Origin of the sequence: Azonexus sp. (assembly GCF_049652925.1) — a bacterium.
Lineage (GTDB): Bacteria > Pseudomonadota > Gammaproteobacteria > Burkholderiales > Rhodocyclaceae > Azonexus.
The window spans coordinates 17,006-29,502 of the sequence record NZ_JBASFI010000018.1 but is presented as its reverse complement, the minus strand read 5'-3'; the positions used below and the strand labels follow the sequence as shown (position 1 = coordinate 29,502).

Annotated in this window: 12 protein-coding genes; 5 read left to right on the top strand and 7 right to left on the bottom strand. The window is 61.8% G+C overall.

The window, feature by feature from the left end; genetic code table 11:
* Together WBK19_RS09145 and WBK19_RS09140 are read right to left on the bottom strand one after the other, a co-directional pair.
* Positions 1 to 419 (bottom strand): TolC family protein (locus tag WBK19_RS09145; RefSeq protein ID WP_511288993.1); only part of this gene is annotated, 419 nt, incomplete at its 3' end.
* A 307-nt stretch (positions 420 to 726) separates the two neighbouring features.
* A complete protein-coding gene (locus tag WBK19_RS09140) occupies positions 727 to 2,046 on the bottom strand; it encodes a sigma-54 interaction domain-containing protein (protein ID WP_511288991.1) in 1,320 nt (439 codons plus the stop codon).
* A 328-nt stretch (positions 2,047 to 2,374) separates the two neighbouring features.
* Here WBK19_RS09140 and ccoG point away from each other — a divergent pair, with 328 nt between their 5' ends.
* Complete coding sequence (gene ccoG / locus WBK19_RS09135) at positions 2,375 to 3,790, top strand: cytochrome c oxidase accessory protein CcoG (RefSeq protein WP_511288989.1); 1,416 nt, start codon at positions 2,375 to 2,377, stop codon at positions 3,788 to 3,790.
* A 57-nt stretch (positions 3,791 to 3,847) separates the two neighbouring features.
* On the opposite strand, the gene WBK19_RS09130 is transcribed toward ccoG, so the two are convergent.
* Positions 3,848 to 4,687 (bottom strand): alpha/beta hydrolase, encoded by an 840-nt coding sequence (locus WBK19_RS09130; protein ID WP_511288987.1) that lies wholly within the window; start codon positions 4,685 to 4,687, stop codon positions 3,848 to 3,850.
* Between the two features lie 198 nt (positions 4,688 to 4,885).
* On the opposite strand from WBK19_RS09130, the gene WBK19_RS09125 reads away from it, so the two are divergent.
* From WBK19_RS09125 to WBK19_RS09115, 3 genes are read left to right on the top strand one after another with little or no spacing between them, the layout of a single operon-like run.
* Positions 4,886 to 5,929, top strand: coding sequence for an inorganic phosphate transporter (locus tag WBK19_RS09125; RefSeq protein WP_511288985.1), 1,044 nt, complete (start codon positions 4,886 to 4,888; stop codon positions 5,927 to 5,929).
* Positions 5,926 to 6,570 carry a DUF47 domain-containing protein gene (locus WBK19_RS09120; RefSeq protein WP_511288983.1) on the top strand — a complete coding sequence of 215 codons (645 nt, stop codon included), beginning with the start codon at positions 5,926 to 5,928 and terminating at the stop codon, positions 6,568 to 6,570. Before WBK19_RS09125 ends, WBK19_RS09120 begins: the two co-directional genes overlap by 4 nt.
* Positions 6,571 to 6,582: 12 nt before the next feature.
* Positions 6,583 to 7,140: a 1-acyl-sn-glycerol-3-phosphate acyltransferase gene (locus WBK19_RS09115; RefSeq protein WP_511288981.1), complete on the top strand. Its 558-nt coding sequence runs from the start codon at positions 6,583 to 6,585 to the stop codon at positions 7,138 to 7,140.
* A gap of 7 nt (positions 7,141 to 7,147) precedes the next feature.
* Here WBK19_RS09115 and WBK19_RS09110 read toward each other — a convergent pair whose 3' ends face one another.
* A complete protein-coding gene (locus WBK19_RS09110) occupies positions 7,148 to 7,363 on the bottom strand; it encodes an RNA-binding S4 domain-containing protein (protein WP_494650614.1) in 216 nt (71 codons plus the stop codon).
* Between the two features lie 282 nt (positions 7,364 to 7,645).
* On the opposite strand from WBK19_RS09110, the gene WBK19_RS09105 reads away from it, so the two are divergent.
* Positions 7,646 to 10,156, top strand: coding sequence for a sensor domain-containing protein (locus WBK19_RS09105; protein WP_511288979.1), 2,511 nt, complete (start codon positions 7,646 to 7,648; stop codon positions 10,154 to 10,156).
* A gap of 40 nt (positions 10,157 to 10,196) precedes the next feature.
* Here the strand turns inward: WBK19_RS09105 and WBK19_RS09100 are convergent, their stop codons facing one another.
* From WBK19_RS09100 to WBK19_RS09090, 3 genes are read right to left on the bottom strand one after another with little or no spacing between them, the layout of a single operon-like run.
* A complete protein-coding gene (locus tag WBK19_RS09100) occupies positions 10,197 to 10,844 on the bottom strand; it encodes a LutC/YkgG family protein (protein ID WP_511288977.1) in 648 nt (215 codons plus the stop codon).
* Entirely contained in the window at positions 10,841 to 11,797 is a 957-nt protein-coding gene (locus WBK19_RS09095) for a D-2-hydroxyacid dehydrogenase (RefSeq protein ID WP_511288975.1), read from the bottom strand. Before WBK19_RS09095 ends, WBK19_RS09100 begins: the two co-directional genes overlap by 4 nt.
* Complete coding sequence (locus tag WBK19_RS09090) at positions 11,797 to 12,495, bottom strand: aldehyde dehydrogenase family protein (protein ID WP_511288973.1); 699 nt, start codon at positions 12,493 to 12,495, stop codon at positions 11,797 to 11,799. Before WBK19_RS09090 ends, WBK19_RS09095 begins: the two co-directional genes overlap by 1 nt.
* Positions 12,496 to 12,497: the final 2 nt, after the last annotated feature.

The following is a 12,497-nucleotide window of genomic DNA, read 5'->3' as shown; positions in this document are numbered from 1 at the left end:
GCTTCGAGGGCGGTGGTTTCGGAGGCGTCGAGGAGTTCGTAGTAGCGGACGATGCGGGCTTTGTCGAGGCGGCGGACTTCGTTGCGGGTGGCGAAGCCGTCGAAGAGCATCTGGTTGAGGCTGAGCATGACGCCGCTGCGGGTGTAGTCACGGTCGGCGGCGGTGGGCTGGCGCAGGCTTTCGCGGCCAGAGCCGGCGGTAAGGTCAACGCGCGGGAAGTAGCCGCCACGGGCAACGCCGATTTCTTCGTCGGCGGCACGGTAGGCGTGCCATTTGGCGGTGACTTCCGGGCTGTTGAGAACGGCGCGCTGGGCGACTTCTTTCAGGGTGGCAGGGGTGGCTATCTGCACTGGCGAAACCTGTGCGATGGCAGGAAAGACAGCCGAAACCAGAAGCGAGATGAGCGTTATTTTTTTCATGAACAGTATTTTTTGTTTAAGCAGGAAAACGGCAATTCCTCACGCCCGTGCAAACTTACCCCCCGGCGCCCAGGAAATACCAAAGAAATAGGCATTCGCGATTATAGGAAGCGCCATCAGGCTGATTGTAAGAAATAGTAAACAAGCCCCAATTGACCTTTACAAACCTCGCCGGGATCTGTGCTTTGCCTCCGCAAACGCCCACGGGGAGGCGCTTTATATCTTTCTGGGACTTGCCACGGTCAACCAGAATTTGGGCCCAAAAATGAAATTTCCGGAGCACGACCAGCCGGCAAAAGCGCAGGGCTCAATTGCCTTTCAAGCCCTGCAATTTGCGATACAAGGTGCGCTGGCTGACCCCGAGACGCGCGGCCAGCTCGACGGTATCGAGCCCATTGCGGTCCCTGGCCCAGTTCAGGTAACGCCGCTCCAGCGTGTCCAGTTCAACAATCTGATCGACATGAAATGCATTGTCATTCACCAGCAAGGCCGGGGGCAAATCCTCAGCCATTTCTTCGAGGTGGGGTAGATCGATCAGATCGCCGTCCGCCAGCAAGGTGGCGCGTTCGATCAGGTTACGCAGTTCCCGAATGTTGCCGCTGTAACGCCGGCCACTCAGCCAGGCCAGCGCCGCGGGCGTGAATTTTCGGCCCGGTTTGCGATCAACTCGTTCGAGCAGGGAAACCGCCAACAAGGGAATATCGGCCGGCCGTTCGTGCAGGGCCGGGGTGTGCACCGGGAAGGTGTTAATGCGAAAATACAGGTCACGGCGAAAGGTTTCGGCCTGGACCATGGCGCGGAGGTCGCGGTGCGTCGCCGCCACCAGCCGAAAATCGGCCGGCAGCCAATCCAGCCCGCCAACCCGCCGATAAGTCCCAGTTTCCAGCAGGCGCAGCAGCTTGACCTGCAGCACCAGCGGCAACTCGCCGATTTCGTCGAGGAACAGAGTGCCCCCCGACGCCGCTTCAACCAGACCCTGCTTGCGGTGGGTAGCGCCGGTAAAAGCCCCTTTTTCGTATCCGAAGAGTTCGCTCTCGAACAAGGTCTCGGTCATCCCGGCGCAGTCGACCGCAACAAAGGGACCATCCTCCCGGGCGCTGGCTTCGTGGATGGCGCGAGCAACCAGTTCCTTCCCGGTGCCGGTTTCACCGAGCAGCAACACAGCGGCGTTCGAATTGGCGACGCGCAATACCTTTTCCAGCATGCCGACAAAAGCCGGCGAGCGACCGACCAGGCCTTGCGCCGCCGGACGACTGCTGGCCTGGCGAACGACGCGCATGGTCTCGACGAAATAGACAACCTGTCCGTTTTCATCACGAATCGGTGTGGTTTCAACGGCGACATGCTCTTCGCCACGTGGCGTATGGTGCAGGTGGAGGACGCGCTGCGGTGATCCCGATTTCTGACTCTGCTGGAGCGGACACGATTCGCCAGCCTGATCGCAGGGCACGTTGAAATGATGCGAGACCTCGTAGCACGTCCGCCCGGTGATCAACCGACCGCCGCCAAAATCGCGGACATACGCCGCGTTGGCCGCAATAATCCGGTAATCGGCACTCATCACGATGCGCGGCTCAGGCAAGCCGTCGAGGAAAGAAATCAGCTCGCCCAAAGAATGTTCGCCCATGCCATCTCCGTCAATTTCGTCAGTCACGTCTGTCAATATTGACACAATTTGCCAACAAGCACCCTAATGAGATATATAAGCAAATGATTTTTAAGCAACTTGAACCTAAAACCACGCAGGCACGCATCTTGATAGTAAGTATCCTTGGAAACCGGTAACACTTGGGTCTCCGCGCTATTGCGACACATTGCAGTGGGCGGCGACCTTGGCAGCGACGGGTCTGACTGCGACTATTTTCCCTCGCCCCGCAGGCTTGCTTTGCGCAGTCGCTTGTTGCTGTCAGTAGCACCGGTTTCCAACCCTATTTTCCATCTCCACGAAAACGTCAATGAATCAGCCCCAAGAAAATACGGAAGAATCTAAAGCAGCCAAGGTTTCCTTCTACGAAAAGCACAAGGTCATTTACGCCAAACGCGTTCGTGGCTATTTCGACAACTGGCGTGTTGCGCTGGTCATCCTGACCCAGGTGATCTTTTACGGCGGCCTGTGGCTGACCTGGAACGACCGGCAAGCCATTCTTCTGCATCTGGTCGAACGCAAGTTCTATATTTTCGGGGTCGTTTTCTGGCCACAGGACGTCATCTACCTGACGGCCTTGCTGATCGTTTCGGCCTACGGACTCTTCCTCGTGACAGCCATCGCCGGGCGACTGTTCTGCGGCTACGCCTGCCCGCAAACGGTCTACACACAGGTCTTCATGTGGATCGAGAACTGGGTCGAAGGTGACCGCAACGCGCGGATCAAGCTCGACAAGGCCCCGATGGATGCGCGCAAGTTCCGCATCAAGGCGACCAAACACCTGCTTTGGGGCATCGTTGGCCTATGGACCGGCTTTACGCTGGTCGGCTACTTCACCCCTGTCCAGGAACTGATCAACAACGTCCTGACCGGCCAACTCGGCCCCTGGGAAACGTTCTGGATATTCTTCTACGGCGGCTTCACGATCCTCATGGCCGGCTTCATGCGCGAGCAAGTGTGCAAGCACATGTGTCCGTATGCCCGCTTCCAGAGTGTGATGTTCGACCCGGACACGATGATCATCACCTACGATGAAGAACGTGGCGAACCGCGCGGTCTGCGCAAGAAAAACGCGGACCCCGACGCCCCCAAGCTGGGCGACTGTATCGACTGTAACCAATGCGTCCAGGTCTGCCCGACCGGCATCGACATCCGCAAGGGCCTGCAATACGAGTGCATCGGCTGCGCCGCCTGTATCGACGTCTGCGACCAGGTCATGGACAAGGTTGGCCTGCCGCGCGGACTAGTTCGTTACTCGACCGAAAACGCCATGGCGCAGCATCTGGGCAAGCAGCAAATCATGGCCCACATCATCCGCCCGCGCATCCTGCTCTATACCTTCATCCTGATCGTCATCACCGGGCTGGCCATCTGGTTCCTGACCACCCGTATCCCGCTCAAGGTGGACATCATTCGCGACCGCTCAACACTGGCCCGCGAAGCCGACGACGGCCGCATCGAGAACGTCTACATGCTGCAGATCATGAACACCGAGGAACAGGCGCATCGTTACAAGGTCACGGTCGACGGCTTGCCAGGTGCCGAAATCACCGGCGACGTTGAAGTCGACGTCCCGCCGGCCACGCTGCAATCGTTCAACACCATCGTCGCCGTACCGCCCGACGCTGGCAAGACCGGCTCGAACCCGATTCACTTCGAGATCGTCGCGCTGGACAACCCGGACATCAAGGTTCGCGAAAAAGCGGCTTTCCTGCTGCCCAGATAGTTTTCTGGCAGACAGCAAAAAGCGGGAGCCTGTCTCCCGCTTTTTTTCGTCCATGAATTACCGAAAAGCCCGATCCAGAAATTCGCTCAGCAAGCCGACCTGTTTCACCAGGTCGCCGTAATCGTCGTGACTGCCCGGCACCAGGAGCAGTTCGACCGCCTCGCTCGTCCGTGCCGCGTAGATCTGTCGAGCCTCGGCCACCGGAACGGTATCGTCCTCCAGGCCATGCACGATCATTGTCGGGCAACGAAGCCGGGCAATCGTCCTGCACGGCGCGATATCATCGAAGCGATACCCGATGACCCGCTGCACATAAGCCAGAATGTAGGCACCAAGCGGCCAGAACGGAATGTGCATGCCGGCCAGCCAGCGCCGCATCATCGCTGCCGGATGGGCAAAGGCCGCCAGACTGACCACGGCGCGGATGGCCGGCTGGCGCGACGCAGCGAGCAGCGCGGCCCCAGCCCCCACCGAATGGCCGATCACCCCGAGGGCCTGTGGATCGACCTCGGGCCGCCCGGCCAACCAGCGGAACGCAGCTTCGATATCTTCGGCAAAGCGCGGCAGCGAGGCAAAACTGTCGCCATCGCTCCGGCCGTGGCAACGGGCATCGACCAGCAACAGCGAATACCCGGCAGTGTGCAACGGCGCCGCCATCGGCAACATCATCCCGGCGTTGCCACCCCAGCCGTGCATGACGACCAGGGCGGGGCGCCCGTCCCCGGCTGACAAAAACCAGCCATAAAGATTTTTGTCATTGACCGTCGGCACCGTCACTTCAAGCCAGGGCAAACCCTCCGGCCGGCCGCTCTCGACCACACGCGGCGCCGCCAGACCGCGCCGAATGAAATAATTCAGCCCGCCAATACCGCTGGCCAGCAAAGGAATGCCCCACAACCAGGAGACTCCAATGCTCAGCGGCATGGCGGCGAAACAACGAAAAATCCCGGGTAGCTCATGGCGTCAATTTCTCGGCATTCTGATTTTGGCCATTTTATCCGGTTGACCGTGGCATCAGCCGTTGGCGGCGATATACTCGCCTAAAACTACATATAACGAATCGGAGACCGGGCCACCACCGATGGCCCAGCGCCTATGGACACCTTGTTCCTGCTCGCCGTCGTCACTGTCGTCATCGTTCTGGTATTCGACTACACCAACGGCTTCCACGACGCCGCCAACATCGTCGCCACGGTCATTGCTTCGCGCGCCATGACGCCGGCCCAGGCGGTACTGATCGTCGGCATCTTCGAGTTTCTCGGCCCCCTGCTCGGCGGCACGGCAGTCGCCAATACCATCGGCAAATTCGTCGCCCTCGACGGCGTGGCGCCGGTGCTCTCGCTATCCATCCTGCTCTGCGGACTGATCGGCGCCATTGTCTGGAATCTCGGCACCTGGTATTTCGGCATCCCCTCGTCGTCATCGCACGCCCTCGTTGGCGGGCTGATCGGTGCCGTTGTCGTCGCCGTCGGCCCCGCCCACGTCGTCTGGGGTTTTGCCGAACTGGCCGACGGCCACCTGACCGGCATCGTCAAGGTCCTCGCCGCGCTCGTCCTCTCGCCACTCATCGGCTTCTGGGTCGGCTTTCTCGTTCACCGCCTGCTCAGCGCCCTGCTCGTCGCTGCCAACCCGGCCGCCAATTCGCGGCTGCGCGGCCTGCAATACGTCACCGCCGCCGGCCTGGCCTTCTCGCACGGCGCCAACGACGCCCAGAAAAGCATGGGCATCCTGACCCTCGTCCTGCTCCTCGGCGGCTTCATCCCGACCTTCGAAGTGCCCTTCTGGGTCATGCTCGCCTGCGCCTCATCCATCACGCTGGGCATCATGTCCGGCGGCTGGCGCATCGTCCGCACCCTAGGCTTCGCCATCTACCGTGTCCGTCCCATCCACGCCCTCGGCTCGCAACTCACCTCGGCGGCCGTCATCATGGCCGCCTCCATTGGCGGCGCCCCGGTCTCCACCACCCACGTCGTCGCCACCTCGATCATGGGCATCGGCGCCTCGGAACGGCCGCGCGCCGTGCGCTGGGCCAAGGCCAAGGACATCGCGATGACCTGGCTGATCACCATTCCCGGCGCCGCCATCGTCGCCATCCAGGCCTACGCCTTGGTTCATCTATTTCTTGGAGGCACGCCATGAGCGAAGAAAACAGCCCCTCGGTCTTCCGTCGCCTGTTCGACCGCGTTTTTCCCAAAATGCCCGACTTCTTCACCCTGCTCACCGAGCAGTGCCAGCACGTCGGCATCACCTCCGGCCGGCTCGTCGAATTCATGGAAACCGGCGACCAGAATATCGGCCAACTGATCCGCCAGGACGAGCACGAAGCTGACCGCGTCAAGATCCGCAACCTGCACACCCTCAACGAAGCCTTCTCGACGCCGATCGACCGCGAAGACCTCTACCGCGCCATCATCGACCTCGACGAAATCGTCAATTACTGCAAGACCACCGTCAGCGAAATGGAAGTTCTCGGCCTTGCCCCCGACAAGCATTGCCTCGAAATGGCCATGCACATCAAGCTCGGCACCGATGCGCTGTCTCAGGGCTACTCGCGACTGGCCAAAGAACCGATGGCCGCTGCCGCCGATGCCGACGCCGCGCGCAAGGCCGAACGCCGGGTCGAAAAAAACTACCGCCGGGCCATTGCCGAACTCTTCGTCGGCGACGACTACATCCACATGTTCAAGCGCCGCGAAATCTACCGCCACCTGTCCAACGCCGCCGACCGCATGGCCAACTGCGCCAATACCCTGCACGACATCGTCGTCAAGATGTGCTGACCTCAACTGCCTATGCTGAAAACGCTTTCCCGCAGCCTGCTCAAACTAGTCGGCTGGACCGTCATCGAACCACCGCAACGCCCAGCCCGCGCCGTCCTCGTCGGCTACCCGCACACCTCGAACTGGGATGGATTCATTGCCCTGTTCACCAAACTGGCCCTCGGCCTTGACGCCCGCTGGGTGGCCAAGGACTCCCTGTTTTGCGGACCGCTGGATTGGATATTCCGCCGACTCGGCGGCATCCCGATCAAACGCAACGTGCGTAACGGCTTCGTCGCCGAGATGGTCGCCCAATTCGCCGCGCAACCCGAGTTTCTCCTGGTCATCGCCCCCGAAGGCACGCGCAGCCTGACACCGGGCTGGAAAAGCGGCTTCTACCGCATAGCACTCAGCGCCAAGGTGCCAGTCGCCCTCGCCTTCGTCGACTACTCGCGCCGCCAGGCCGGCATCCTCGCCTACCTCACCATGACCGGCGACCCCGCCGCCGACATCGCCGCCATCGCCGCGCACTACGCCGGCCGAGAAGGCAAACACCCCGAACTCGCCGCGCCGATCCGCTGGCTCGGCTAGCTGCCGCCTATTCGGCGACCAGCACCACTTCTTCGCCAGCAAAACTGACGACCTGACCGGGTTTCATTTTTGCCCGTTTTCTCGTGTCGACCGTGGCATCGACCTTGACGCGCCCTTCGGCGATGGCGGCATGCGCCGCACCACCGGATTCGCACAGGCCGGTGGCCTTGAGCAGTTGGTCCAGCTGAATGTATTCGCCGCGAATGGCAAAGGTGATGCTCATGGGTATTCCTGTCGGTAACGGTGACAAGTGAGCGGATGGCTTGGCTTGTCGAAGGCGCTCATTGTATATCCATCGCCATTTTGCATCCTGCCGGTAAGGGATACGCCTCATCGCGGTGCGCCGCGTCATAAAAGGCACCAACAAGGCGCCCCGACGTCATAAAACGTCGTTTTGGGGCGGGTACGCTAATTGCTGATACCAGTATCTGTTCACTCGACTTCAGCCATTGCCGTGCACTTTCGTCCCAAACGCCAAAATCACAGCGGCGTCACCCCCTCGCGTTTGAATCACTCCAGAGTCCTCGATACTTTGGTCAAGAACCTTGAGGGGATGGCCTACCGCTGTCTGCATGACGCCGGCTGGACGATGGTTTTCGTCAGCGATGGATGCCGCGAATTGTGCGGCTACGCCTCTTCGGAAATTCTCGGCAAGACGGGGATTTCATGGGAGGAGATCACCCATCCGGAAGATCGCAGGCACGTCCGCGATTGCATCGAAGAGGCCATGCGCAGCGACCGGCGCTTTGCCGTCCAGTACCGGATCGTCTGCAAGTCGGGGCAAATCAGGTGGGTCGCTGAGCGCGGCGTGGCGATCCGCGACGAGCAGGGCGAAGCTGCACTGGAGGGCTTCATCGAGGATATTACGGCGCGCAGAATGACGCTGGAGGCGCTTGAGGCAGCCGAGTTGCGCTATCGCAACATTTTCGAGCACGCTTCGGAAGGCATTTTCCAGTCCACTCGCGATGGCCGCTACCTGGACGCCAACCCGGCGTTGGCCAAACTGTATGGCTACGACAATCCGCAGGCACTGATGGCCGACCTGGCCGACATCGAACGCCTGCTCTATGTCCTGCCTGATCGCCGGGAAGATTTTCTCGCCTTGATCGAAAAAGATGGCGAGGTCCTCAACTTCGAGTCCGAGGTTTACCGGCGCGATGGATCGCGCATCTGGATATCCGAAAACGCCCACGTTGTGCTCGGCACCAAGGGCGAATTCATCTGCTACGAAGGCACGGTACAGGACATTTCGGAGCGCAAGCGGACCGAGGCGCACCTCCAGCTGATGGCGATGGTTTTCTCGAACAGCAACGAAGCGATCATGGTGACCGATGCCGGCAACCGGATCATCGCCGCCAACCCGGCTTTCACGCGGCTCACCGGCTACCTGCCGGATGAAGTGATGGGCAAGGATCCGCGCATCCTTTCGGCCGGCATTACCCCAACCGAGGTTTTCTCTGACATGTGGGCCAGCCTGGATCGGCATGGCGCCTGGCAGGGCGAGCTGTGGGACCGCCGAAAATCGGGCGAGGCCTATCCCAAATGGTTGTCGATCTCGCTGGTCCGCGATGATGACGGGCAGATTCGAAATCACATCGGCAGCTTCATCGATATTTCTGAACTCAAGGCGACACAGGAGCGCATCCGCCATCTCGCCCATCACGACACGCTGACCAACCTTGCCAACCGTTTCAGCCTGCACGAAAAACTCGGCCAGGCCATCGCTTTCTGCAAACGCAATCACATGCAGTTGGCCCTGATGCTGATCGACCTTGATCGCTTCAAGACGATCAACGATACCCTCGGCCACCAGGCCGGCGATGAACTGCTGATCCAGGTCGCCCAGCGCCTCTCGGCGGCGGTCCGCGAGAGCGACATCGTGGCCCGTCTGGGCGGCGATGAATTCGTTGTTGCCCTGCCCGGCATCGGCTCGCCGGCCGACGCTGCCCACCTGGCCGACAAGATCACCCGCGAGATTTCCGCCCCCTACCTGATAAACGGTCAGGAGCTACGCACCTCGCCGAGCATCGGCATCTGCGTCTATCCGGGAGACGGCACGGAAATCGGCGATCTGTTGAAAAATGCCGACGTCGCGATGTATCACGCCAAGGCCAAGGGGCGTGGCAATTACCAGTTCTTCACGGAAGAAATGAACATCGCGACGACCGAGCGCATGAACCTCGAATCGGACTTGCGTCTGGCCATCGCCCGCGGCGAGTTCCTGCTTTACTACCAGCCCCAGCTCGACCTGCGCAGCGGCACCATCGTCGGCGTCGAGGCGCTGATCCGCTGGCAGCATCCGACCCGCGGCCTGGTCTCGCCGGCCGACTTCATCCCGATTGCCGAAGACAGCGGCATGATCACGGCCATCGGCGACTGGGTGCTTGAAGAAGCCTGCCGCCAGCTCAAGGCGTGGCAGACAAGAGGCATCAACCATATCCGCATGTCGATCAACCTGAGCACCGGACAGTTTCTCGACAAGACCCTGCCGGCCCGCATCCATGAACTGCTGGCCAGCAACGGCCTGAGTGCCAGCCTGCTCGACCTTGAAGTGACCGAATCGATGTCGATGGCTTCGCCGGACGAGTCGATCAGCGTCATGAAAACCCTGAGCAGCAGCGGACTGACGCTGTCGATCGACGATTTCGGCACGGGCTATTCGTCGCTGGCCTATCTCAAGCTGTTGCCGATCCACTCGCTGAAGATCGACCGCTCCTTCGTCAAGGACATCGAGACTGACCCCAACGATGCCGACATCTGCGACGTCACCGTGCTGCTCGCCCACAAGCTGGGTCTGGAGGTCGTCGCCGAGGGTGTCGAAACCGAGGCGCAACTGAAATTCCTGCTCAGCATCGGCTGCGAGAAAATCCAGGGCTACCTGATCAGCAAACCGCTGCCGCCCGATCAGGCCGAAATGTTCATCCGCAACAATCCGCCAATGAACAAGCTGGGGACCATCGACCTGTGGTCGTCCCCCGAACAATCCCCATCAATCGAAGAAAACTGCTCCGCCTGACAAGCAATGCGGCCCGCGCCGCGGCTTTTTCCTCGGGAACCTAGGCCCGGCCGACCAGGATCAGATGGACCCGGCACGGCCCGTGGGCGCCGAGGACGATGGTTTGTTCGATGTCGCCGGTGCGCGAGGGCCCGGAGATGAAATTGACGGCGCGCGGCAAACTGCCGCGTTCGGCCCGGAGCAGCGCGAAGGCATCTTCCATGGTCGCTACGATGCGCGAAACATCAACCAGCGCGATGTGCGTTTCCGGCAGCAGGCTGACGGTGGCTGGCGTTTCCGGGCCGGAAAGCAGCATCAGCGTGCCGGTTTCGGCGATGGCGCAGAAGCAGCCGGAAATGCCGGTTTTATCGGCGTCGACCGCAGGACGTGCCTTGACATTCAATCCGCTGCCCGCCCAGTCAAGGCTGGCGACATCAGCGGTTGCCACCGCCTCGGCGGCCAGCCCGTTCGCCACCAGGTAGGTGGCCACGGCTAGCGGCACCTGGGCCGGAGAGGAAACAACCGCGACAGTGCTCGCCAGGTATTCGGCCTTGGCCCGGAAGCGGCCGACGAGATCGGCGTTCATCACCGGCTGCGGCCCAAGCTCCGGTGATTCAATCGCAGCGATGGCCGCCGCCCGCCGTCCGGCAAAATCGTCCTTGCCGACACCGCGCCGGACACGCCCGAGGATGTCGTCCCGGGCGCTCATGCCACGCGGTTCTTCGGCGCGCCGGCGACGAAGGCTTCGATGTTGTCGATCAACTGATCGGCCAGCGTTTGCATGGCCGGCCGGCTGGACCACGCAACGTGCGGGGTGAGCAGGAAATTGGGCAGCGCCAGCAATGCCGGATCGACCATCGGGTGATCGGCCGGCGGCGGCTCGGCGGTAATCGCATCGAATCCGGCCCCGGCGATCCAGCCCTCCTTGAGTGCGTGGATAAGCGCCAGTTCATCGACGATGCCACCGCGTGCCGTGTTGATGAGCAGGGCCGAGCGCTTCATGGCGCGCAACTCGACTTCGCCGATCAGATCTTTCGTTTCCGCCGTCAGCGGGCAATGCAGGCTGATCGCATCGGACTCGGCGAGTACCGTGTCAAACGCAGTGTAGCCGGGGCGAACGACCGTCGCCCCCTTGCGCTCGGCACGCAGCACGCGCATGCCGAATGCCTCGGCCAGCCGCGCCACGCCGTTGCCCAGCGTGCCGCTGCCGATCAAGCCAAGCGTCGCGCCGTGCAGATCGCGGATCGGATGATCGAACAGACAGAATTGTTCGGCCCGCTGCCAGCCGCCGGCCAGCAGGGTTTCGCGCCAGGCCACGAGGTTGCGCGAGAGGGCCAGGAGCAGGGCCATGACGTGCTCGGGCACGGTATGCACGGCGTAGCCCCGAATGTTCGAAACGACAATGCCGCGCGCCCGGCAAGCATCGAGATCGACGTTGTTGGTGCCGGTCGCCGAGACAGCGATCATCTTGAGATCGGGCAACGCGGCAACGGCGGCAGCGTCGATGGCCACCTTGTTGGTGATGGCAATCGTCGCTCCGGCCAGGCGCTCGATAACCTGCGCCGGCGCCGTTTTGGCATACTCGACCCAGTCGTGTGCGAAGGCCGGCCGCCGAACCTCGGCGATCAGCGATTCGCCTTCGAGCTGGACGATGCGCAACATCAGGCGGCTTTCATCTCGAACGGGATACCGGCCGTTTCGGCAATGGCGCCGACCTGGACGCCGAGGGCGGCATGGCCGGCATAAACGAGCCGATCAATGCCGGCGGCGCATATGCCTTCAATGGCCGCCGTGTCGCCCTGCATGAGATTGAGCACGCCGGCCGGCCACTCGGCACGCCCGGAAAGTTCGCACAGGGCGAAGGCGGCCGACGGTGCTTTCAGACTCGGCTTGACGACGACGGTCGCCCCGGCCATCAGTGCTGGCGCGATGACCTCGGCCAGGCTGGCCAGGGGCCGCGAGGCATCGAGGACCAGCCCGAAAATCCCGGTTTCGCCGACCGAAGCGCCATGCAGGGCGGCGACCGCTTCGCCGACTTCGGCGCTGGCCCGCGCTTCGTCGAAGCCGCAATCCTGCATCAGCAATTTGGCAAAGTGCCCGCTGTAGTTGTCGAGCGCGTCGCCCAGGCTGGACAGGCAGACACGCCGCGCTGGCATCCCCATCATCGCCCAGGCGGACTGGGCCAATTGGGCGGCGCCGACGGCTTCGGCCGCCTCGCTCGCTCCGCACAGCGGGACGCGGCGAACCGCCTCGCCGGTGGCCGGGTTGGTCACATCAAAAAAGGCGTCGGTCACGGTCAAAAAGGCATGACCGTTGATCCACAGGGGGATGGCTTTCGGGCCTTCGGCTGAAAATTCCATGT